This is a genomic window from Streptomyces exfoliatus, from assembly GCF_000725545.1.
Lineage (GTDB): Bacteria > Actinomycetota > Actinomycetes > Streptomycetales > Streptomycetaceae > Streptomyces > Streptomyces exfoliatus.
This window is the reverse complement of sequence record NZ_JNZP01000008.1, coordinates 1-22,682: the sequence shown is the minus strand read 5'-3', so window position 1 is coordinate 22,682 and position 22,682 is coordinate 1. Positions and strand designations below refer to the sequence as shown.

Annotated in this window: 18 protein-coding genes and 2 pseudogenes; 10 read left to right on the top strand and 10 right to left on the bottom strand. The window is 72.8% G+C overall.

All coding sequences use genetic code 11. The features are described 5' to 3' along the window. Positions 1 to 6 precede the first annotated feature (6 nt). Entirely contained in the window at positions 7 to 1,749 is a 1,743-nt protein-coding gene (locus IO20_RS0111110) for a pyruvate dehydrogenase (protein ID WP_030549555.1), read from the top strand. 71 nt (positions 1,750 to 1,820) lie between these two features. Beyond that, positions 1,821 to 2,222, top strand: a pseudogene (locus IO20_RS0111105) (ATP-binding protein); the annotation flags it as partial. A 58-nt stretch (positions 2,223 to 2,280) separates the two neighbouring features. Here the strand turns inward: IO20_RS0111105 and IO20_RS0111100 are convergent. Both IO20_RS0111100 and IO20_RS0111095 read right to left on the bottom strand, forming a co-directional pair. Beyond that, positions 2,281 to 3,390 carry a DUF2637 domain-containing protein gene (locus IO20_RS0111100; RefSeq protein ID WP_031127120.1) on the bottom strand — a complete coding sequence of 370 codons (1,110 nt, stop codon included), beginning with the start codon at positions 3,388 to 3,390 and terminating at the stop codon, positions 2,281 to 2,283. A 204-nt stretch (positions 3,391 to 3,594) separates the two neighbouring features. Continuing rightward, positions 3,595 to 4,461 (bottom strand): (2Fe-2S)-binding protein, encoded by an 867-nt coding sequence (locus IO20_RS0111095; protein ID WP_030549558.1) that lies wholly within the window; start codon positions 4,459 to 4,461, stop codon positions 3,595 to 3,597. A 195-nt stretch (positions 4,462 to 4,656) separates the two neighbouring features. Here IO20_RS0111095 and IO20_RS0111090 point away from each other — a divergent pair, with 195 nt between their 5' ends. Together IO20_RS0111090 and IO20_RS0111085 are read left to right on the top strand one after the other, a co-directional pair. After that, positions 4,657 to 5,601, top strand: a complete 945-nt coding sequence (locus IO20_RS0111090) for a GntR family transcriptional regulator (protein WP_030549559.1) — start codon at positions 4,657 to 4,659, stop codon at positions 5,599 to 5,601. Between the two features lie 124 nt (positions 5,602 to 5,725). Further along, the gene (locus tag IO20_RS0111085; protein WP_030549560.1) at positions 5,726 to 7,396 is read left to right on the top strand and encodes a WD40 repeat domain-containing protein; all 1,671 of its coding nucleotides are present in this window, start codon (positions 5,726 to 5,728) and stop codon (positions 7,394 to 7,396) included. Positions 7,397 to 7,443: 47 nt separating this feature from the next. Here IO20_RS0111085 and IO20_RS0111080 read toward each other — a convergent pair whose 3' ends face one another. Continuing rightward, positions 7,444 to 8,232, bottom strand: a complete 789-nt coding sequence (locus tag IO20_RS0111080; RefSeq protein ID WP_030146737.1) for a hypothetical protein — start codon at positions 8,230 to 8,232, stop codon at positions 7,444 to 7,446. 343 nt (positions 8,233 to 8,575) lie between these two features. Beyond that, entirely contained in the window at positions 8,576 to 10,273 is a 1,698-nt protein-coding gene (locus IO20_RS0111075) for a PucR family transcriptional regulator (RefSeq protein WP_030549561.1), read from the bottom strand. Between the two features lie 308 nt (positions 10,274 to 10,581). Between IO20_RS0111075 and IO20_RS0111070 the strand changes: the two genes are divergently transcribed. From IO20_RS0111070 to IO20_RS0111050, 5 genes are all read left to right on the top strand, one after another. Continuing rightward, a complete protein-coding gene (locus IO20_RS0111070) occupies positions 10,582 to 11,472 on the top strand; it encodes an FAD binding domain-containing protein (RefSeq protein ID WP_030146735.1) in 891 nt (296 codons plus the stop codon). Positions 11,473 to 11,474: 2 nt separating this feature from the next. Then, positions 11,475 to 12,083 (top strand): (2Fe-2S)-binding protein, encoded by a 609-nt coding sequence (locus IO20_RS0111065; protein ID WP_030549562.1) that lies wholly within the window; start codon positions 11,475 to 11,477, stop codon positions 12,081 to 12,083. A gap of 2 nt (positions 12,084 to 12,085) precedes the next feature. Further along, on the top strand, positions 12,086 to 14,485 hold the full coding sequence (locus IO20_RS0111060; protein ID WP_030549563.1) for a xanthine dehydrogenase family protein molybdopterin-binding subunit: 2,400 nt from the start codon (positions 12,086 to 12,088) through the stop codon (positions 14,483 to 14,485). A gap of 301 nt (positions 14,486 to 14,786) precedes the next feature. Then, a complete protein-coding gene (locus IO20_RS0111055) occupies positions 14,787 to 16,262 on the top strand; it encodes an NCS2 family permease (protein WP_030549564.1) in 1,476 nt (491 codons plus the stop codon). Between the two features lie 45 nt (positions 16,263 to 16,307). Further along, the gene (locus IO20_RS0111050) at positions 16,308 to 17,444 is read left to right on the top strand and encodes an XdhC family protein (RefSeq protein ID WP_030549565.1); all 1,137 of its coding nucleotides are present in this window, start codon (positions 16,308 to 16,310) and stop codon (positions 17,442 to 17,444) included. 123 nt (positions 17,445 to 17,567) lie between these two features. Here the strand turns inward: IO20_RS0111050 and IO20_RS0111045 are convergent, their stop codons facing one another. The 4 genes from IO20_RS0111045 to IO20_RS0111030 form a co-directional block, all read right to left on the bottom strand. Continuing rightward, positions 17,568 to 18,872, bottom strand: a complete 1,305-nt coding sequence (locus tag IO20_RS0111045; protein WP_211270362.1) for an ROK family transcriptional regulator — start codon at positions 18,870 to 18,872, stop codon at positions 17,568 to 17,570. A 118-nt stretch (positions 18,873 to 18,990) separates the two neighbouring features. Beyond that, the gene (locus tag IO20_RS0111040; protein WP_030549567.1) at positions 18,991 to 19,233 is read right to left on the bottom strand and encodes a hypothetical protein; all 243 of its coding nucleotides are present in this window, start codon (positions 19,231 to 19,233) and stop codon (positions 18,991 to 18,993) included. Next, positions 19,230 to 19,874 carry a TNT domain-containing protein gene (locus IO20_RS0111035; protein ID WP_030549568.1) on the bottom strand — a complete coding sequence of 215 codons (645 nt, stop codon included), beginning with the start codon at positions 19,872 to 19,874 and terminating at the stop codon, positions 19,230 to 19,232. Before IO20_RS0111035 ends, IO20_RS0111040 begins: the two co-directional genes overlap by 4 nt. Positions 19,875 to 20,066: 192 nt before the next feature. After that, on the bottom strand, positions 20,067 to 20,672 hold the full coding sequence (locus tag IO20_RS0111030; RefSeq protein ID WP_078945960.1) for a TetR/AcrR family transcriptional regulator: 606 nt from the start codon (positions 20,670 to 20,672) through the stop codon (positions 20,067 to 20,069). A 112-nt stretch (positions 20,673 to 20,784) separates the two neighbouring features. Here IO20_RS0111030 and IO20_RS0111025 point away from each other — a divergent pair, with 112 nt between their 5' ends. After that, on the top strand, positions 20,785 to 21,939 hold the full coding sequence (locus tag IO20_RS0111025) for an acyl-CoA dehydrogenase family protein (RefSeq protein ID WP_030549570.1): 1,155 nt from the start codon (positions 20,785 to 20,787) through the stop codon (positions 21,937 to 21,939). On the opposite strand, the gene IO20_RS0111020 is transcribed toward IO20_RS0111025, so the two are convergent. After that, positions 21,908 to 22,543 (bottom strand): ankyrin repeat domain-containing protein, encoded by a 636-nt coding sequence (locus IO20_RS0111020; protein ID WP_051874423.1) that lies wholly within the window; start codon positions 22,541 to 22,543, stop codon positions 21,908 to 21,910. The two genes, IO20_RS0111025 and IO20_RS0111020, sit on opposite strands and share 32 nt — an antisense overlap. A 32-nt stretch (positions 22,544 to 22,575) precedes the next feature. Continuing rightward, positions 22,576 to 22,682 (bottom strand): annotated as a pseudogene (locus IO20_RS40245) (heme-binding protein); the annotation flags it as partial.

Sequence of the window (22,682 nt, the reverse complement as noted above, 5' to 3'; positions counted from 1 at the left end):
GGAGCCATGGCCAAACAGAACGTGGCGGAACAGTTCGTCGACATCCTCGTGAGCGCGGGCGTCCGGCGCCTGTACGGCGTCGTCGGTGACAGCCTGAACCCGGTCGTCGACGCCATCCGCCGTACCCCCGCGCTCGACTGGATCCAGGTGCGGCACGAGGAGGTCGCGGCCTTCGCCGCCGGCGCCGAGGCCCAGATCACCGGCGGCCTCGCCGCCTGCGCCGGCTCCTGCGGGCCGGGGAACCTGCACCTCATCAACGGCCTGTACGACGCACACCGCTCCATGGCCCCGGTGCTCGCCCTCGCCTCGCACATCCCGTCCGCGGAGATCGGCCTCGGCTACTTCCAGGAGACCCACCCCGACCAGCTGTTCCGAGAGTGCAGCCACTACAGCGAACTCATCTCCAATCCGAAGCAGATGCCCCGGCTGCTCCGGACGGCGATCCAGCACGCCATCGGCCGCGGCGGGGTCAGCGTGGTCTCGCTGCCCGGCGACATCGCCTCCCAGGAGGCCCCGGAGAAGGGCGCCGACACCTCGCTCGTCACCTCCCGGCCGACCGTCCGCCCCGGAGACGCCGAGATCGAGGCACTGGTACGGATGATCGACGCGGCCGACCGGGTGACGCTCTTCTGCGGCAGCGGCACCGCAGGGGCGCACGCCGAGGTGATGCAGTTCGCCGAACGGATCAAGTCACCCGTCGGCCACGCCCTGCGCGGCAAGGAATGGATCCAGTACGACAATCCGTACGACGTCGGCATGAGCGGGCTCCTCGGGTACGGCGCCGCCTACGAGGCCACCCACGAGTGCGACCTGCTGATCCTGCTCGGCACCGACTTCCCGTACAACGCGTTCCTGCCCGACGACGTCAAGATCGTGCAGGTGGACGTCCGGCCCGAGCACCTCGGCCGCCGCTCCCGGCTCGACCTCGCCGTCTGGGGCGACGTCCGCGAGACCCTGCGCTGTGTGATCCCGCAGGTCCGCGCCAAGACCGACCGCCGCTTCCTCGACAAGATGCTGAAGAAGCACACCGAGGCCCTCGAAGGCGTCGTCAAGGCGTACACCCGCAAGGTGGAGAAGCACGTCCCGATCCACCCCGAGTACGTCGCCTCCGTGATCGACGACCTCGCCGACGGCGACGCGGTGTTCACCGTCGACACCGGCATGTGCAACGTCTGGGCCGCCCGCTACCTCAGCCCCAACGGGCGGCGCAGGATCATCGGTTCGTTCAGCCACGGCTCGATGGCGAACGCCCTGCCCCAGGCCATCGGCGCGCAGTTCACCGACCGGAACCGCCAGGTCGTGTCGCTCTCCGGCGACGGCGGCTTCTCCATGCTGATGGGCGACTTCCTCACCCTCGTGCAGTACGACCTGCCGGTGAAGGTGGTCGTCTTCAACAACTCCTCGCTCGGCATGGTCGAGCTGGAGATGCTGGTCTCCGGACTGCCCTCGTACGGAACGACGAACAAGAACCCCGACTTCGCGGCCATCGCGCGCGCCGCGGGCGCCTACGGCGTCCGGGTCGAGAAGCCCAAACAGCTCACGAACGCCCTCAAGGACGCCTTCAAGCACAAGGGCCCGGCCCTGGTGGACGTCGTCACCGACCCCAACGCGCTGTCCATCCCCCCGAAGATCAGCGCCGACATGGTGACCGGCTTCGCCCTCTCCGCCAGCAAGATCGTCCTGGACGGCGGAGTGGGCCGGATGCTCCAGATGGCCCGCTCGAACCTTCGGAACGTGCCCCGGCCCTGAGGGAATGCGGACGAACCGGCGGGGGCATGCATCCCCGTGAGCCTGTTCGACGCGATCTGTGGGTGGGGGTTATGGCAGGGGAGGCACGACAGCCGACTCAACTGCTCAGGAAGGTGGGATGCGCGGATCTCACCGCGGTGCCGGAGGTGCGACATGCCTTGCGTGACCTGCTGCGGAAGTGGGGCGGACCGGGCGCCTCCGACGTGGCGGAACTGCTCACCAGCGAACTGGTGACCAACGCCCTGGTCCACACCGAGCACGGGGCCGTCGTGACCGCGACGGTCGTGCCCGAACAACTGCGCGTCGAGGTGCGGGACTTCGTCCCCGGACTCGCGCCGCCGCTCGTACCGCCCGCCGACGACGGTACGCACGGCAGGGGGCTCGTCCTCGTCGAGGCCCTGGCCGACTCCTGGGGGGTCGAGGACCACGGGGTCGGCAAGGTGGTGTGGTTCGAACTGAACGGCGGGGGCGCCCGGGGGGGGGGCCCCCCCGCCGGTGTGCGGTGCGGAGGATGTGCGGAGGGTGGGACGCTCAGCCGAACTGCTGCTCCAGGTCCTTGAGCTTGCGCTCCAGGGAGTCGAGACGGGGCAGCGTCTGGGTGTCGTCCTCCGCGGTGAGGTCCACCGTCCGGGAGTCACTTCCCCTGACGGCTTGGAGGGAGGGCCGGGGTCGAAGCGGCAGTTGTCCCGGGTCCGCTATGGCGGGTTCCGCGACGGCGGCCTGGACGGACGCCGTGGCGGAACCGGAACCCGGACTGCCGCCGGACCCCGGACCCGGGCCCGTACCGGCCCCGGGTGAGGCGTTGAGCGCGGCCATCTCGACCTGGCGTCCGCCGCCCCTGCCGAGCCCGAAGGACCGGTGCTGGCGGTTGATCGCCTTGAGCCGTGCCCGGTCGAGCTTGACCTGGTCGCGCCGGCGGATGCGGTTCTGCTCCTTCTCCTTCCGGTCCTCGCGGACCTCGTCGACCGCCTCGTCCAGGGTCCGTACGCCCTCCAGGAGCATCAGCGACCAGGCGGCGAAGGTCTCCCGGGGCGCCCTCAGCCAGCGGACGATCCGGATCTGCGGCAGCGGGCGGGGCACGAGGCCCTGCTCGCGGAGCGCGGCCCTGCGGGTCTGCTTGAGGGCCCGGTCGAAGAGGACCGCCGCCGAGAGGGACATGCCCGCGAAGAACTGCGGGGCGCCGTCGTGGCCCAGGCCGCGCGGTGCGTGCACCCAGTTGAACCAGGCCGCCGCGCCCGCGAACAGCCAGACCAGGAGGCGCGAGCCGAGGGCCGCGTCGCCGTGGCTGGCCTCGCGGACCGCGAGCACCGAGCAGAACATGGCGGCGCCGTCGAGGCCGAAGGGGACCAGGTACTCCCAGCCCCCGGCGAGGTTGAGGTTCTGCCGGCCGAAGCCGACGAGTCCGTGGAAGGACAGCGCCGCGGCGACCGCGGCGCAGCAGAAGAGGAGGACGTAGGAAGCGGTGCCGTAGACCGCCTCCTTGCGTCTGCGGCGCTCCTCACTGCGTTCCCAGGAGTCCTCTGCCGCGGCCTGGTCACCGGCGCGCTTCCCGCGCGCGAGCACCGCCACCGCCGTCAGGACTCCGGCCACCATCACGCCACCCGGAAGCAGCCAGTCCAGCGATATGTCGGTCAGTCTCATGCGGTGTCCCTTGCATCGCAGTAGGGCGTTTGGCGGCCCATACTGGCCGACCCCGTGGGGTGCTCAAGGGGTTTCCGGGCAAGAGCACGCCATCGGGGCGCCAGGACATACGAATAGGTGCGATCTGGTCGAACACCCATGCAGGGAAGGGGATTTGAGTTCGATTTACGCCACCCGTCCGGGTGGCGTAATCACTCGGGTGCCTCAGGCGGTCGCGGCCAGCCGCCGGACGCGGTCGGCGTCACAGGTGCGGGGGCAGGTGAGGCAGGTGTCGTCGGGACGCAGGGTGTAGAAGAAACAGCAGGTCGCCCGGTCGCGCGTGGCGCGCGGCTCCCCGTCGGGACCCTCGGAGCCGGCCAGCTCGCGGAAGGCCGCCGAGCCCGCGTAGGGCTTGTACGGCTTGGCGGTGCCCGGCATCAGGAGTTCGAGCTCGTCCATCGCCCGCCGCTCCTCGCCGAGCAGCGCCCCGACGTACCAGAGGCCCTCGACGATCTCGTCCGTCGCCATTCCCCACAGGGCCCGGCGGCCGCGCCGCATCCGGGGTCCGAAACCGTCGAGGACCGCCTCGAAGTGCTCCGCGAGCGAAGCCCGCAGCTCGGCCCGGAGGGCGTCCTCGTCGGCGACGACCCGGGCGCCGGGCAGCGCGGCGGCGGGATCGCCCGGCAGGCAGGCGAACTCCTCGATCCGGACCGACAGGCGGCCGAGCGCGCGCTGGAAGGACACGTTCCCGACGGGCAGTCGGGGGACCCTGCGGTCCAGGAACCAGGGGACGGTGACGAGGAGACAGGCGGGCCACGCGTACCGGTGCAGTCCGAAGCTGGCGACGACGTCGGGGCGGGCCTGGGTGCCGTAGTCGCGCAGCACCTGCGCGTTGTCCCAGGCGAGGAAGGCGTCCAGGTCGGGGCCGCCGGCCGCGAGGTCCTCCGCGCCGACCCAGCCCGCGCCGCGCGGAAGCCGCTCACCGTCGGCGATCTCGTCTATCCGCAGATGGGGGAAGACCTCGGCGAGGCGCGCGTAGGCGGCCGCGACGGGCGAGGTCAGGGGGGCGGGCAACAGGGCGGGGACGGTCATGTGGACCACCGAATCGCGAGCGTTGGCAGGTTAGCCTTACCTTACCCGATTCGAGGTCACCTCTCACCACCGGCCCACCGCTCTCACCAGCGAGGTATGTTCCCCACGTCCGTGATGTCGGTCCGTTCGCCTATGGTGCACAGAGGACCCGGGCGACGCGAGCCGGGCCCGGCACGAGGCCGCAGGAGGACCCGGGTGGAGCAGGGCGCAGCGCGCGAGCGGGCGACGGAGAAGCCGTCCCCGCCCTTCGGCGACGCCGTACGCGTACCGGAACAGGCCCGCGGCGCGGAACGGCCCCACGAGGCGGAGGCGCCTCACGGCGCGGACCGCCCGCATGCGGTGGAAGCGGCTCAGAGCACGGAAGCGACTCGTGGTGCCGAACGGGAGCGCGGGGCCGCACGTCCTCGTGGTGCCGGGCGGCCTCCGGGTGGCGCGGCGCGGCGCGCCGAGTACGCCCGGGGTGAGCACACCCACGACGAACCGGCGCCCTCCCCGTCCGGTGGCGCCCCCGCCCCCCGTGTCGTGCGCCACTCCGTCCGCGGCCAGATCCTCGACGCCCTCCGTACCGCCCTCGTCGGCGGTGAGCTGGTCCCCGGCGAGGTCTACTCCGCCCCCGCCCTGGGCGAGCGCTTCGGCGTCTCGGCCACCCCCGTCCGCGAGGCCATGCAGCGCCTGGCCGTCGAAGGCGCGGTCGAGGTCGTGCCGAACCGCGGGTTCCGGGTCATCGAGCGCACCCCGCGTGAGCTCGCGGAGCTCGCCGAGGTCCGCGCGCTCATCGAGGTCCCCGTGATGCTGCGGCTCGCCCGCACGGTCCCGGCCGCCCGCTGGGCCGCGCTCCGGCCGCTCGCCGAGGCGACGTCGACCGCCGCCGCCCGGGGCGACCGCGCCCATTACGCGGAGGCCGACCGGGCCTTCCACCGGGCCGTCCTCTCCCTCGCGGGGAACGAGCAACTGCTCGCCGTCGCCGACGACCTCCACCGCCGCTCCCAGTGGCCCCTGATCAGCGCCCCCACCCTCCGGCACGGCGTGCTCGTCGCCGACGCCGCCGAGCACACGGCCCTCCTGGACGCCCTGATCGTCCAGGACCTGACGGTCGTGCAGACCCTGGTACGGGAGCACTTCACCGGATCGGACTGCTAGGGGGTGTCCTGTCGATCAGGCCGGGTCCTGATCCGGGCTGATCGACAACACAACCGCCGGGCGCCCCGGACCACTAAGGTCGTTGACGTCAGCCGCCCGCACCGCGTCGCCCGTGAGGTGTCCCATGCCGTCCGCGACCCCGTCCCCGGCATGGGACGGACGCCGACCCGTCACCGGCACGGAAGCCGAGGCCGCGGCCCTGGTCGGCTGGCTCACCGATCCCGAGGCGCCCCGGCTCTGCCTCGTGACCGGTGCCCCCGGCAGCGGCAAGACGGCGCTGCTCGGCTGGCTCGCGACCTACGGCCCGCGCGCCGGCCGGCCCCGCCGCCGCGCCGCCCGGGCGCTCGTGCCGCTCGCGGGCCAGAGCGCGCTCGGCGCGACCTGGACGATCGCCGACCGCCTCGGTGTGGTGGCCAGGTCGCCGGGCGACCTCGTGCACGCCCTGGCCACCAGCGAGGCCCGGCCCGCCGGACGCACCGTCCTCCTCCTGACCGATCTGCACGCCGCCGCCGAACCCGCCGCGCTCACCGAGCTGATCGCCGAACTCGCCGGCGTGGGGCGGATCCGTCTCGCCGTCGAGGCCCGCAGCGGCACCCCGGCCCTCGCCGCGCTGCGCGCCGACCGCCGGGTGACCGTCGTGGACCTCGACGGCGAGACGGAACCCGCCGACGCGACCCGGCCGGAGCCGCCCCGGCCGCAGCCCGACCTCGCCGACCCGGTGGCCGTCTGCGTCGCCGACCCGCTCCTCGTCACCACGGCGTACGTCACCGGATCCGCCGCCGCGGGTCTGCCCGGCACCCTCGACGGTCCCGAACCGTCCGCACGCCCCGGCGAGAACGCCGCCGGGGACCACGGCGGACTGCGGGCCGCCTGGATGCGGGCCGGACAGTCGCTCTGCCGCGAACAGGCTCCAGGTGAGCGGGCGTTGGTGCTTCTCGCCGCGCTGGGCGACGGCGCCGACCCCCGACTGCGCCCGACGCTGGCCGAGTTGGCGGCGGGCGCGCCCTGGCGGCTCCGCTGGGCCCGGCACCTCGGCGACCTGACCCCGCCCTGGCCGGGCCCGGTCACCGTACTCGGCGCGGCCGGCGGGCCCCTGGAGGGGACCCTCCTCGTCGGCGACCGCACCGGGACCGTACGACTGCTGCACGAGGCCGACGCGAGCCCCGCCGGACGCCTCGCCCACACCGTGCCGGGCCGGATCACCGCGCTCGCGCCCGCGCCCGACGGCACGGTGCTCCTCCTGGACGACCGGGGCCGGCTGCACACCGTACGGGGGGCGGCGCCCCGTGCCCCGTATCTGGAGCGCCTCACGGAGGCCGTCTCTGCGACCCTGGCCCGCCATCCGGGCACGGCGCTCGCGGCGATCGCGGGTTCGGTGGTGGTGGGGGACCGGCTCGGCTCCGTGCACGCCTTCGGCCTGAGGGGGCTGCACCAGGCGGCCTCGCACAGCGGCCGGGTCACGGCGGTCGCGGCGGTCGAGTCCGAGACCCCCTTCGTCTGCTCCGGCGGCGTCGACGGGACGGTACGGCTCTGGACCCCGGGCCGTGACCCGCGCCCCGAGCCCCTCGTCGAGCGGCCCTCGCCCGTGGTCTCCCTGCACGCGACGGACACCCCGCACGGCCCGCTGGTCGCCGTGGCCTGGGCCGACGGACTCGTCGGACTCCACCACCCGGAGGGAGGCCGGACGCTGTCGTTCCGTCCCGGCCCCCCGGTCCGCGCGGTCGCCGTCACCGGCGCCGGTTCCCTCCTCGTCGGCACCGACGAGAGCCTGGTGTGCCTGGCGCCGAGAGATTGACCGGACTGTGGTGAGTGGCGGTCAGATACCCCTCACCTCAAGGGACTTCAGGCCGCGGTCTGCGGTGTCAGCTGGCTCGCCAGCCAGGTCGGCACGCCGCCGAGGAGACGGAAGAGGCGGCGCGCCTCGGCGCGGAGACGGCCCGCCTCCGGCTCCGTCTCCGTGGTGGCGAGGGCGGTGAGCGCCGGAGCCGTACCCACCAGGTATCCCAGTTCCTCACGGATGCGGAGCGACTCCGCGAAACCGTGCCGCGCCTCCGCCAACTCCCCTTCCCGCAGAGCCAGTCCGGCGAGGTGCCGCCAGGTGGAGGAGAGCAGCAGAGAGTCCCCCTGCGCCGCGGCCCCCGCGTGGGCCCTGCGGTACGCGGCGCGGGCGGCCTGCGGGGAGTCGCCGAGGTTCTGGGCGATGAGCCCGCGCCGCAGGTCGAGCAGCGGCCGGCCCTCGCCGGAAGGCGAGATGAGGGCGGCGGCCCGGCCCAGGGCCATCCGTGCCTCGTCGGCCCTGTCACGTACCCCGAGGAGCGTGGACGCGTAGGCGAGATAGCCGCGTTCGCAGGCTGCGGCCCCCCGTTCCTCGTCGGTGCGGGCCACGGCCTCGGCCGCCCGGAGCGCCTCCTCGGCGTCGGCCCAGCCCTGTTCGGTGTAGAGGCAGCGCTCGATCAGCAGCGCGGCCCTTTCGAGTGCGGCGGCCGGTTCGGCCGCGTGCGGTGCGAGCAGTGCTGCCGCGTCCGTCCAGCATCCCCGGGACCGGAGCCGCCATATGGCGGTCTCTACGGGACTCTCCTTGCCATAGGCGAGGGACGGATCTTCGCCGCCCCTTGATTCGGAACCAGACATGGCGGTATCCGCCACATTGCCCTCCCCGAGCGCGCCATTGAGCTGTTGAGTGAGAACCGCATCAGAGCACGAACGGGAGTACCTGGCCAAGGGGTCAGGTGAAAGATTTCACAAGAGGGCGGTGGATCGGGGTACGGCTCCGTGGTGGGCGGCCGAGAGTCCGTCAGATCGCCCCGGAGCCCGGGATCAGGCCCCCGGGCGGCCCCTCGGCCACCCGGGCCCGGGGGCCGCCACCGGCCCGGACGTCACTCGGGCGGACTCGCCCGAAGGGGTGAATCCCGAAGGTGACTTTCGGGGCTTTCCGAAGGCTCGGACCCCGGCAGGGGCCTTCCCGGCCGCTCGCTCAGCTCATCCGCAGCGCGAGGAAGAAGTCGAGCTTGTCCTCCAGACGCGACAGATCGCGTCCGGTGAGCTGCTCGATCCGGCCCACCCGGTAGCGCAGCGTGTTCACGTGCAGGTGCAGCCGGGTCGCGCAGCGCGTCCACGAGCCGTCGCAGTCCAGGAACGCCTCCAGGGTCGGGATCAGCTCCGCGCGGTGCCGGCGGTCGTAGTCGCGCAGCGGGTCGAGCAGCCGGGCCGTGAAGGCGCGGCGGACGTCGTCCGGCACGAACGGCAGCAGCAGGACGTGCGAGGCCAGTTCGTGGTGCCCGGCGGCGCAGACCCGGCCCGGGCGTGCGGCGGCGACCCGGCGGGCGTGCCTGGCCTCCTCCAGGGCCCCGCGCAGCCCCTCCGCCGAGTGCACGGCGGCGGACACGCCGAGGGTGAGCCGCCCGTCGTCGGCGAGGCCCGCGGAGAGCGGGGCCCGTACGGCGGCGAGCAGCGCGTCCGCGTGCAGGCCCAGCGCGGGGACCGGGTTCTCGTCCTCGCTGTCCGGCAGCGGCCCGGCGGCCAGCGGAACGAGGGCGATGGCCTCGTCGCCGCTGTGCGCGACGGCGATCCGGTCGGCGGACTCGGCGCCCACGGTCGCCGGGTCGACCAGGATCTCCTCCAGGAGCGCCTGGGCGACCGGACCGCCGTCCACGGGGGTGCCCTGACCGGCCTCCTGCTCCCACTCGACCCGGGCGACGACCACCTGCCAGTGCGGGGCGCTGCCGAGGCCGGGCAGCAGTACCGGGGCGGCGACCCGCAGCCTGGCCGCGATCTCGGCGGGCGCGGCGCCCGTCTGCACCAGTTCGAGGACCTCCTGGGCCAGCCGGCGGCGCACCGTACGGGCCGCGTCGCGGCGGTCCCGCTCGACGGCGATCAGCTGGGTGACGCCCTGGAGCAGGTCGAGCCGGGCGGCCGGCCACTCCCCGGCGTCCGCCTCGACGGCCAGCAGCCAGTCGGACAGGACCGTCTCGCGCACGTCCCGGGAGGCGGGGGCGGCGCCCCGGCCCGTGTTGCGGATCGGGAAGAGCGAGTACGCCGTCCCGCCGGTGCTCAGCCGGTGCGGGCCGCGCCGGCCCGTCCGGGTGGCGGCCAGGTGCTCACCGGCCAGGGTGGCGGCGAGAGGGGCCGGGAGCGGCTCGCCCGCGCCCGCGATCTGGCGGCCGGTGGGGGAGAGGACCCAGGCGCGGAGATCCAGGTCGGAGCCGAGCAGGTCGAGGACCACCTCGGGTCCGCCGCCGGCCGGTCCCGAGGTCATGAGGCGCCTGTGCCGGTCGACGACGGCCGCCAGGTCACCGGCCCGCTCGCCGGACACCTGTCGAACAACGTGCTCGGTGATCGTCGCGAACGCAACGGACTCGTTCACCGCGAACAGCGGCAGCCGATGGCGTGAACACGCCTGTACGAGATCGTCGGGGATGTCGCCGAGTTCCGCCTCGCCCGCGGCGAGGCCGGCCACCCCGGCGGAGGCCAGGATCCGGACGAAGGGCTCGGAGTCGTCCGGCTCGGCCCGCCAGGCGAGGCCGGTGAGGACCAGCTCGCCGCCGGAAAGGTACCGGCTGGGGTCCTTGAGGTCCGTCGTCATCACGCCGCGGACGGTGCGGTCGAGCTCGTCCTCGCCGCCGAGCAGGCGCAGCCCGAGCGCGTCGTTCTCCAGCAGTGCGCGCAGCCGCATCGTGTCGCCGCCGTTCCTTCGTCTGGGGGGTGGGGGTGTGTCGCGTTGTCGACGGTGGGGTGGTGCCACCGTTTCCAGGGGAAAACAGCGAGGTTTCTGTTCCCCGCCGTTCGTTCGAATCTACAAGACGACAACAGGACCCGGCCAACTCCTTCATGTTTTCGGTGACTGCACCCGGGCGATCGTGGCCTTGTGTACTAGGCCACACACCGCGTGAACAGCACATGAACACGATGTCGAGGGCCGGCCGTCCCCCCGGGCCCCACCGTTCGACCCCCGATCACCAGAATCACTAGAAGAGAGCCACCATGGACTTCCTTCGCCCCGCCAGCTGGGAGGAGGCGCTCGCCGCCAAGGCCGAGCACCCCACGGCCGTGCCCATCGCAGGTGGTACCGACGTCATGGTCGAGATCAACTTCGATCACCGGCGGCCCGAGTACCTCCTCGACCTGAACCGTATCGAGCTGCTGCGCGAGTGGGAGGTCGGCGAGGAGAACGTCCGCCTCGGCGCCTCCGTTCCGTACACCCGGATCATGGAGAGCCTGCGGGCCGAACTCCCCGGTCTGGCGCTCGCCTCGCACACGGTCGCCTCCCCGCAGATCCGCAACCGCGGCGGCGTCGGTGGCAACCTCGGCACCGCCTCGCCCGCCGGCGACGCCCACCCGGCCCTGCTCGCCGCGGGCGCCGAGGTCGAGGTCGAGTCGGTGCGCGGCAGCCGCTTCATCCCGATCGACGAGTTCTACACCGGCGTGAAGCGCAACGCGCTCCAGCCGGACGAGCTCATCAAGACCGTCCACATCAAGAAGGCGGACGGCCCCCAGCAGTACTCCAAGGTCGGCACCCGCAACGCGATGGTCATCGCCGTCTGCGCCTTCGGCCTGGCGCTCCACCCGGAGACCCGGACCGTCCGCACCGGCATCGGCTCCGCCGCGCCGACCCCCATCCGCGCCAAGGAGGCCGAGGCCTTCCTGAACGCGGCTCTGGAGGAGGGCGGATTCTGGGACAACGGCAAGATCATCACCCCTTCGATCGCGAAGCAGTTCGCCGACCTCTGCTCCGGCGCCGCCAACCCGATCGACGACGTCCGGGGCACCGCGAAGTACCGCCGCCACGCCGTCGGCATCATGGCCCGCCGCCAGCTCGGCTGGACCTGGGAGCAGTACCGCGGCGCAGGCCGCACGCTTGAGGGAGCTGCATAACCATGCGCGTCAATTTCACGGTCAACGGTCGTCCGCAGGAAGCCGACGACGTCTGGGAGGGCGAGTCCCTCCTCTACGTTCTGCGTGAGCGCCTGGGTCTGCCCGGCTCCAAGAACGCCTGCGAGCAGGGCGAGTGCGGTTCCTGCACGGTCCGTCTCGACGGGGTGCCGGTCTGTTCCTGCCTCGTCGCCGCCGGCCAGGTCGAGGGCCGCGAGGTCGTCACGGTCGAGGGCCTCGCCGAATACGCGAATGAGCGCGGGCAGGCCCGTAGGGAAGGAGGTGCTTGCGCCTCCGGTGCCTGCGGCACCTCGCTCGACGCCGCCAAGAAGTGGGAGGCCAAGCCCGGTCAGGACTCGCAGACGGGCGAGGGCGTCGAACTGAGCCCCATCCAGCAGGCGTTCATCGACGCCGGCGCCGTCCAGTGCGGCTTCTGCACCCCCGGTCTGCTCGTCGCGGCCGACGAGATGCTGGAGCGCAACCCGTCCCCGACGGACGCGGACATCCGCGAGGCGCTCTCCGGCAACCTCTGCCGCTGCACGGGTTACGAGAAGATCCTCGACGCGGTCCGCCTCGCGGCCGCTCGCCAGGAGCGTCAGGAAGAGGCGGTCTGACGATGGCTCAGCACACACGCACGGTCCCGGCGGGCACGCCCACCGAGGTCACCCAGAACCACGTCAAGGGCGGCGTGGGCGAGTCCACCCTCCGCCCGGACGGCACCCTCAAGGTCACCGGCGAGTTCGCGTACTCCTCGGACATGTGGCACGAGGACATGCTGTGGGGCCAGATCCTGCGCTCCACGGTCGCGCACGCCGAGATCCTGTCCATCGACACCTCCGAGGCCCTCACGATGGACGGCGTCTACGCCGTCCTCACCCACGAGGACCTGCCCGCCGCGAAGAACTACGGCATGGAGTTCCAGGACACCCCGGTCCTCGCGTACGGCAAGGTCCGTCACCACGGTGAGCCGGTCGCCCTCGTGGCCGCCGACCACCCGGAGACCGCCCGCCGCGCCGCCGCGAAGATCAGGATCGAGTACCGGGAGCTGCCCCTCATCACCGATGAGGCCTCGGCCCTCGCCCCCGACGCGATCCTCGTCCACGAGAACCGCGACGACCACCACTCCGGCCACGTCCCGCACCCGAACATCGTGCACCGCCAGCCGATCATCCGCGGCAACGCCGACGAGGCCGCCAAGCGGGCCGACGTCATCGTCAAGGGCGAGTACACCTTCGGCATGCAGGACCAGGCCTTCCTCGGCCCCGAGTCCGGCCTCGCCGTACCGGCGGAGGACGGCGGCGTCGACCTGTACGTGGCCACCCAGTGGCTGCACTCGGACCTCAAGCAGATCGCCCCCTGCCTCGGCCTGCCCGAGGAGAAGATCCGCATGACGATGGCGGGCGTCGGCGGTGCGTTCGGCGGTCGCGAGGACATCTCGATGCAGATCCTCGCCTCCATCCTCGCGCTGCGCACCGGCAAGCCGGTCAAGATGGTCTACAACCGCTACGAGTCCTTCTTCGGGCACGTCCACCGGCACCCGGCCAAGCTGTACTACGAGCACGGTGCCACCAAGGACGGCAAGCTCACGCACCTCAAGTGCAAGATCGTGCTCGACGGCGGCGCCTACGCGTCGTCCACGGCCTCGGTCGTCGGCAACGCCGCCTCCCTCTCCGTCGGTCCCTACGTCGTCGACGACGTGGAGATCGAGGCGATCGGCCTCTACAGCAACAACCCGCCCTGCGGCGCCATGCGCGGCTTCGGCGCCGTCCAGGCCTGCTTCGCGTACGAGGCGCAGATGGACAAGGTGGCGGCGAAGCTGGGCATGGACCCGGTGGAGTTCCGCCAGCTCAACGCCATGGAGCAGGGCACCATCATGCCGACCGGACAGCCGGTCGACTCGCCCGCCCCGGTCGCCGAGCTGCTCCGCCTGGTCAAGGCGCGCCCGATGCCGCCGGAGCGCCAGTGGGAGACCGCCGGCGAGAGCGCGGACGTCCGCGCGCTGCCGGGCGGCCTGTCCAACACCTCCCACGGCGAGGGTGTCGTGCGGGGCGTCGGCTACGCCGTCGGCATCAAGAACGTCGGCTTCTCCGAGGGCTTCGACGACTACTCGACCGCCAGGATCCGCATGGAGGTCATCAACGGCGAGCCCGTCGCCACGGTCCACACCGCCGCGGCGGAGGTAGGCCAGGGCGGTGTCACCATCCACGCGCAGATCGCCCGCACCGAGCTCGGCGTCCAGCAGGTCACCATCCAGCCCGCCGACACCCAGGTCGGCTCGGCCGGTTCGACCTCCGCGGGCCGCCAGACGTACATGACCGGCGGCGCCATCAAGAACTCCTGCGAACTCGTCCGCGAGAAGGTCCTGGAGATCGGCCGGCGCAAGTTCGGCTCGTACCACCCCGCCTGGGCCAACGCCGAACTCCTCCTGGAGGGCGGCAAGGTCGTCACCGACGGCGGCGAGGCCCTCGCCACCATCGCGGACGTCCTGGAGGACCAGGCCGTGGAGGTCGAGGAGGAGTGGCGGCACCGCCCCACCCAGGCCTTCGACCTCGTCACCGGCCAGGGCAACGGCCACGTCCAGTACGCCTTCGCCGCGCACCGCGCGGTGGTGGAGGTCGACACCGAGCTGGGCCTGGTCAAGGTCATCGAACTGGCCTGCGCCCAGGACGTCGGCAAGGCGGTCAACCCGCTCTCCGTGGTCGGCCAGATCCAGGGTGGCACCACCCAGGGCCTGGGCGTCGCGGTGATGGAGGAGATCATCGTCGACCCGAAGACCGCGAAGGTGCGCAACCCCTCCTTCACGGACTACCTGATCCCCACGATCCTCGACACGCCGACCATCCCGGTCGACTACCTCGAGCTGGCCGACCCCAACGCGCCGTACGGCGTGCGGGGCATCGGCGAGGCCCCCACCCTGTCGTCGACCCCGGCCGTCCTCGCGGCGATCCGGAACGCGACGGGCCTGGAGCTGAACAAGACGCCGGTCCGCCCCGAGGCGCTCACCGGCACCCTCTAGGAACTCTCCGGGCGGTACGTGCCTCCCCAGGAACGTCACACTTCCCCCCAGCCCGCACCGCCCGGAGTAACCCCCCGCGCCACCGGCCGCTCCCGGTAGCGCCAGCACCACCGGTAACACCAGCACCACCAGCACCACCCGTCAGTACCAGCAGCACCGCAGTACCGATTCACTTCGTTCGTCTCGGGCCGTCCCCCGGGTCGTGCAGCCCACGCAGCATCCCAAATCCCGCAACTTCAACCAGATCAGAGTCCTTCGAAGTCTGATGCGGGTGCCCCTTTGAACCTTGGGAGTAGGCCCCATGACCCAGTCGTCTGTGGAGCCCAAGACCGCTTCGGAGGACGCGGGCTCCGGCTCCAACGTCCCCGCCGGCCGCTCTTGGCTCGACCGGTACTTTCACATCTCGGAGAGAGGATCCACCGTCGCGACGGAGATCCGCGGCGGCGTCACCACCTTCATGGCGATGGCGTACATTCTCCTGCTCAACCCCCTGATCCTCGGCGGCAAGGATGTGGCCGGCAACGTCCTCAGCCAGCCCGCCCTCATCACCGCGACCGCGCTCGCCGCCGCGGTGACCACTCTCCTGATGGGCTTCTGGGGCAAGGTCCCGCTCGCCCTCGCGGCGGGACTCAGCGTCTCCGGCGTGCTCTCCTCGCAGGTCATCGCCGTCATGACCTGGCCGCAGGCGATGGCCATGTGCGTGGCCTACGGCGTGATCATCTGTCTCCTGGTGGTCACCGGCCTCCGCGAGATGATCATGAACGCGATCCCGCTGGCGATCAAGCACGCGATCACCATCGGCATCGGCCTCTTCATCGCGATCATCGGCTTCGTCAAGGCCGGCTTCGTGCACGAGAACCCCGCCCCGGGCGGCGGTCCCGTCTCCCTCGGCCCGGCCGGTGAGCTCATGGGCTGGCCCGTCCTGATCTTCGCCGTCACCCTGCTGCTCATCTTCGCGCTGCAGGCCCGGAACATCCCCGGCGCCATCCTCATCGGCATCGTCGCGGGCACGGTCATCGCCATGATCGTCAACGCGGTCGCCGACATCCCGGCCAAGGGCGCCGGCGCCTGGTTCTCCGGTCCGCCGGAGCTCAACGGGAGCGCCGTCTCCGCACCGGACTTCTCGCTCATCGGCGAAGTGTCCTTCAGCGGCTGGGGCGACGTCGGCTACATCACGATCACCATGATCGTCTTCACCCTGGTCCTCGCCGGCTTCTTCGACGCCATGGCCACCATCATCGGTGTCGGCTCCGAGGCCAACCTCGCCGACGACAAGGGCCGCATGCCGGGCCTGTCCAAGGCCCTGTTCATCGACGGCGCCGGCGGCGTCATCGGCGGCGTGGGCGGCGGCTCCGGCCAGACCGTCTTCGTCGAGTCCGCCACGGGCGTGGGCGAGGGCGCCCGCACGGGCCTCTCCTCCGTCGTCACCGGCGCCTTCTTCGCGGCCTGCCTCTTCTTCACCCCGCTCACCGCGATCGTGCCGGCCGAGGTCGCCTCCGCCGCCCTGGTCGTCATCGGCGCGATGATGATGCAGAACGCCAAGCACGTCGACTGGAGCGACCGCTCCGTGGCGATCCCGGTGTTCCTCACCGTGGTCCTGATGCCGTTCACCTACACCATCACCACGGGTGTCGCGGCCGGTGTCATCTCCTACGCCGTCATCAAGGTGGCGCAGGGCAAGGCCCGCGAGGTGGGAGCCTTCATGTGGGGCCTCACCGCGATCTTCGTCGTGTACTTCGCGATCCACCCGCTCGAGAGCTGGCTCGGCGTCGGCTGACGCCGACACCGCCGCCCTCCCCACACCTTCCAGAGGAGAACCGAGATGCTGGACATCGCCGAAGAGCTGCACCGGTGGGTCGAGCAGGGACGCGTCTTCGCCGTCGCCACCGTGGTGGCCGTCGGCGGCAGCGCGCCCCGGCAGCCGGGAGCCGCACTCGCCGTCGACAGCGAGGGCACGGCCATCGGCTCGGTCTCCGGAGGGTGTGTGGAGGGGGCGGTGTACGACCTGTGCGTGCAGGCCCTCGAAGACGGCAGGACCGTCGTCGAGCGCTTCGGCTACAGCGACGAGGACGCCTTCGCGGTCGGCCTGACCTGCGGCGGCGTCATCGACATCCTCGTCACCCCGGTCCGCGGCGGGGTCTTCCCCGCCGCGGTCGCGGCCGCCGCCACGGGGGAGGCCGCCGCCCTGGCCCGGATCACCGCCGGACCCGAGGAACTCATGGGCCGGGCCCTCCTGGTCCGCCCCGACGGCTCGTACGAGGGGGTGCTCGGCGGCCACCCCGAGCTGGACCGCACCGCCGCGGGCGAGGCCCGCGCGATGCTCGACGCGGGCCGCACCGGCACCGTGGAGATCGGTGAGGACGGCAGCCGCTGCGGGCAGCCGCTGACGCTCCTGGTCGAGTCCTCCGTCCCCGCCCCCCGCATGATCGTCTTCGGCGCCATCGACTTCGCCGCCGCCCTCGTCCGGGTCGGCAAGTTCCTCGGCTACCACGTCACCGTCTGCGACGCGCGGCCCGTCTTCGCGACGCCGGCCCGCTTCCCCGAGGCCGACGAGATCGTCGTCGAATGGCCCCACCGCTACCTGGAGTCGACGGAGGTGGACGGCCGTACCGTCCTCTGCGTCCTCACGCACGACGCCAAGTTCGACGTGCCCCTCCTCCAGGCCGCCCTGAAGCTTCCCGTCGCCTACGTCGGCGCGATGGGCTCCCGCCGTACCCACGAGGACCGCAACGAGCGCCTCCGCGGGGTCGGCGTCACCGAACTCGAACTCGCCAGGCTGCGCTCCCCGATCGGCCTCGACCTCGGCGCCCGGACGCCCGAGGAGACCGCCCTGTCGATCGGCGCGGAGATCGTCGCGAACCGCCGCGGCGGCAGCGGCGCCTCCCTCACGGGCGCCCACACCCCGATCCACCACGACGTGCCCCGCGAACCGGACGGCCGCATAGGCTCCGTGGCGTAGCGAGGCCGCCCCCCGCCCCCTTGCCACGTCGGTGTCGAGCTCCGGACTGATCGCGAGGGCGGGGCCGTTCCGCGCGCTCGCTCCGTCCGAAGGGCGGAGAGAAGTGGCGGGCCGAAGACAAGCTCAGTGCGCCGTTCTGCCCCGTAGCGTCGACGCCCAGGCCGGCTGTTCCTCGGGGGGATCCGTCTCCGCGCGGCGGCCGCCGCGGGCGAAGAAGTCCGCCAGGGGCAGGATCGCCGCGCCGACCGTGACCGCGTCGGGGCCGAGCGTGCCCATGTCGATGGCGACCCGGGCCGCCGGGTACGCGAGGGCGTACTCCTTCGCGTAGCCCTTCACCGTCTCCAGGAAGCGCGCGCCGAGCTGGAGGCCCGCCCAACCGCCGACGAGGATGCGCTCGGGCTGGAAGAGGTTGATCAGGTCGGCGAAGCCGGCGCCCAGGTACTCGGCCGTCTCCTCCAGGACGGCCAGCGCCGTCGCGTCGGGGTCCGTTCCCGGGGCCGCCGGGTACGCGGCGGCCAGCATCGCCGTCAGGGCCGTCTCCTCGTCCGCGCCCGCCGGGGGACGCCCGCCCGCCTCCCGCCACCGATCGAGGAGCGCCTCCGCGCCCGCGTACGCCTCCAGGCAGCCCCGGGCTCCGCAGCGGCAGCGGCGGCCCCGGACCCGTACCGTCAGATGCCCCCACTCGATCGCCCGGCCGGGACCCAGCGGGTCCGTGACCACACAGGCGCCCACGCCGGAGCCGAAGAGCACGACCACGGCGCTGCGCGCGCCCCGGCCGGAGCCGAACCACATCTCGGCCTGGCCGAGGGTCTTGGCGCCGTTGTCGATCCAGTACGGCACGGCGGCCGGCAGCTCCACGCTCTCCCGCAGCAGCCGTTCCAGGGGGACGCCGTCCCAGCCGATGGTCTGGCCGTGCACGACCGCGCCGTCCTCGGCGGTGCGCGCCACGATGCCGGGGACGCCGACGCCGACGCCGAGGAGCCGTTCGGCGGACACACCGGCGGACCGCAGCACCTCCGCGATGCCCTCCCGTATGTGGCCGACGACGACGCCGACCTCGTACCGGTCGTGAGGATGGGGGCTGTCGACCGCCAAGGGGCGCTCCGTGCGCGCGAGTTCGGTGAGGGTGAGGTCGAAGAGCTCGATCCTCACCCTGGTCTCGCCGACGTCGACGCCGATCATGCAGCCGCTGCCGGGGGTGATCCGGAGCAGGGTGCGGGGGCGCCCGCCGGCCGAGTCGACGCTGCCCGCCTCCTCGACCAGGCCCTCCGCGACGAGTTCCGCGACCACGTTGCTGACGGAGCCGGAGCTGAGGCCGGTGGCGGGGCCGAGGGAGAAGCGGCTCAGCGGCCCGTCGAAGTAGAGACGCTGGAGGACGGCGGTGCGGTTCTCGCGTCGCAGGTCACGCACGGTGCGGCCGTTCCGCATGGTCACTCGGCCCCCAGGTGAAGTAGTCCTGACCGCAACATACCGCTGTCCGGACCTTGGCCGCCCTTCTCCCGCGGCTTAGCCCACACCCTGAATTGCGTCGCCGCAACTGCCGGCCCTACACGCCCAGGAGCGTCCTGAGGTGGACGCAGGCGCCGGCCTCGGTGGCGTGCGTGGCGACCGGCTCGTACCCGCCCCGCTCGTACACCCCGGTCTCCCAGCCGGACCCGCCCGGCCGCGTCCGCAGATAGACGAAGTCGGGCGGGGTGGGCGCCGGTTCGTGGACGCCCTCGATCCAGTAGTACGCCTCGGGCACTCCGGCCTCCCGGAGTGCCCGTTCCAGCGCGCGGCGGTCCGTCACGCGGGGACGCGCACCAGGTAGCCGTTGTCGAGCAGCCACTTGACGCTGAGCCGCTGGCCCTCGCCCGGGTTCAGGAAGGCCGGGTCCAGCTTGATCTGGCGGCCGCCGCCCGGCTGCTCGAACCAGGGGGCGATGGAGCCCTCCCAGACCACGAACGACCGCGTCACCTCGTACAGGTGGTAGTCGCAGGGGAATTCCGCGTCCCGGGTGTTGAGGTTCTGCGGGGGCAGCGCGCGCTTGGCGTAGGCGTCACCGGCCGGGGCCAGGTAGGAGCCGTACTCGGAGCCGAAGCGGTCCAGGCGCTCGCCCTCCGCCAGCAGCTCGGGCGCCTTGTCGACGGTGCCGTTGACCTCGCCGAAGCCGTCGTTCGGCGGGTACTTCCAGCTGCCCGTGTCGGCGGGGCCCTCCCAGTACTTCTTCAGGAAGTCGGCGGAGGACAGCTTCCCGGTCCGGTGGTAGCGGTTGAGCAGCGGGCCGACCGGCTCCTGCCACTTCTTCGGCAGGAACTTCGGGCCGAGCCGCTTGTCGCCCTCGAACTCCCCGGTGCAGGGGGCAGGGGGAGCGGAGGCGGGCTTCCCGGCCTGCTCGGCGGGGGCGGCCTGTGCCGCGGGGGCCGCGGCGAGGGCGGCGGTGACGCCCATGGCGGCGAGGACGGCACGGATCCTGAGGGCGGTACGGCTGCGCTCCACGCGGAGGTCTCCCTGAGTGGGGGTGGTCGTTGGCGCCGCACACAGTAGTGGATCACCTGCGCAGAGTGATCGAACGCGGGCGGAAACCGGCCAATCGGGTCCCTGCCGACGGCGCCGCGGCCGTCCCGCCCCCGCCGAGGCGCCTCAGGCCCTGCGGAGCCCGCTCAGCAGCAGCTCGGCCAGCTGGTCGTACGCCTCCGCGTCGGCGAGGCCGGTCGCCGCGGCCACCTGGCGCCGCTGGATGCGGACCATCACCGAGGAGATGACGTCGGCCGCGAAGGTCACGTGCACCTCGCGGAAGACGCCCGCCCGCACGCCCTCCTCGATGAGCTGCTGGACCCGGCCGGCCGCCGCGCGCGTGTTGCGCTCGTACACCTCCGCCGCCGGCTCGAAGGCGGCCACGTCGTCGAAGAACTGTGGCGACACCGGCGCCAGCTCGGCCGAAACCGCCCGCAGGTAGGCGGCGAGCCGCTCGGCGGGGTCGGTCGCGGCGGCGAGGACCGCCTCGACGCGGGCCGTGGCGCGCCGGAAGAAGTGCACGACCGCCGCCCTGACGAGCTGCTCCTTGCTTCCGGCCAGGCCGTACAGGGTGCGCTTCGAGCAGTGGAGGCGGGCGGCGAGATCGTCGAGCGTGAACCGGGCGAAGCCCTCGCCGACGAGGAGGGCGACGAGTTCCTCGAAGAGGGCGGTGCGGCGCGCGGCTCCTCGGCCCGTCAGCTTCGGGGCGTCGGTGGCTGAGGTCTCGATCACGCCGCCAGTATTCCAGGCCGGCTTTCCGGGGGGTTACGGCGGCACCCTTCTGCGCTACGCTAACCGGTACTGCAGTACCCGCCCCAGTACCACTTTGAGCGCTGGAGTCGCCATGGATGTCGACCGCCTGCTTCCCACCCCCGAAGCGGCGGACCTCATCGCCCTCACCCGGGAGATCGCCGACAAGGAGCTGTCTCCCCGGGTGGACGAGTACGAGGCCGCCGAGACCTATCCCGAGGGGCTCTTCGCCACCCTCGGCGAGGCCGGGCTCCTCGGCCTGCCGTACCCCGAGGAGTACGGCGGCGGAGGCCAGCCGTACGAGGTCTACCTCCAGGTGCTCGAAGAGCTGGCCGCGCGCTGGGCCGCCGTCGCCGTCGCCACCAGCGTCCACACCCTGGCCTGCCACCCGCTGCACACCTACGGCACCGCCGAGCAGAAGGAACGCTGGCTGCCCGCGATGCTGGAGGGCCGGACCATCGGCGGCTACAGCCTCTCCGAGCCGCAGGCCGGCTCCGACGCCGCCGCCCTCAGCTGCAAGGCCGAGCGCCAGGACGACGGCAGCGGCTACCGCGTCACCGGCACCAAGGCGTGGATCACCCACGGCGGCAGGGCCGACTTCTACGCGCTCTTCGCCCGTACCGCGCCCGGCGGCCACGGCATCTCCTGCTTCCTCGCCCCGGGCGCCACCGAGGGCCTCAGCTTCGGCGTCCCCGAGCGCAAGATGGGCCTCCAGGCCGTCCCGACCACCTCCGCCTACTGGGACGGCGCCCTCCTGGAGGCCGACCGGCTCGTCGGCAGCGAGGGCCAGGGCCTCCAGATAGCGTTCAGCGCCCTCGACAGCGGCCGGCTCGGCATCGCCGCCTGCGCCACCGGCCTCGCGCAGGCCGCCCTCGACGCCGCCGTCGCGTACGCCAACGAGCGCACCACCTTCGGCCGCAGGATCGTCGACCACCAAGGCCTCGGCTTCCTCCTCGCCGACATGGCCGCCGCCGTCGACGCGGCCCGCGCCACCTACCTGGACGCGGCCCGCCGCCGCGACCTCGGCCGCCCCTTCAGCCGCCAGGCCAGCGCGGCCAAGCTCATCGCCACCGACACGGCCATGAAGGTCACCACGGACGCCGTCCAGGTCCTCGGCGGCTACGGCTACACCCGCGACTTCCCGGTCGAGCGCTACATGCGCGAGGCCAAGATCACCCAGATCTTCGAGGGAACCAACCAGATCCAGCGGCTGGTCATCAGCCGGGGTCTCGCGCAGGCGCGGGGGTAGGGGCCACTCCCGCCGCTCCCGCGAGCAGCGCGGCGATCTCCGTGAGGCCGTGACGGACGGCGTGGTCCAGGGCGGTGCGACCGTAGGGGTCCGGGAGCCCCGGGTCCGCGCCCGCGGCGAGCAGCAGGGCGACGACGTCCTGGTGCGGACGGGCCCCCGAACCGAGGATCACCGCCTCCAGCAGGGCCGTCCAGCCGAGCCGGTTGACGTGGTCCACGTCGATGGCGGTCTCGGCGAGGACGGCCCGGACGTACGCCACGTGGCCCCGTTCCGCCGCGGGGATCAGGGCCGTACCCCCGTATCGGTCGGTCAGCCGCAGATCCGGGCCCGCCGGAAGCAGGGTCCGCATCATCGCGACGCTCCCCGTGACACCGGTGACCAGCCAGGGGCTGTCGCACCGGTCGTCCTGTGCGTTCGGGTCCGCGCCCGCCGCGAGGAGCACCCGCGCGGCCGGGACGTGGTCGCCCAGAGCGGCACGCAGCAGCGGGGTGCGCCGGTGCCGGTCGCGGGCGTCGACCCGGGCGCCCGCGGCGAGGGCCGCGCGTACGGCTTCGGTGTCCCCGCGGGCCGCGGCTGCCAGGAGCGTGTCGGCGAGCGCGTTCATGGCACCGGTCCTCGTACGGCGCGAGCGCCGGACTACTTGCCGAGGGCGGCGACGCCGGCCTGGGCGAACTTCTCGTCGAGGTCGCCGGAGGGGGCGCCGGCGACGCCGATGCCGGCGATGGGGGCGCCCTTGGCGGCGA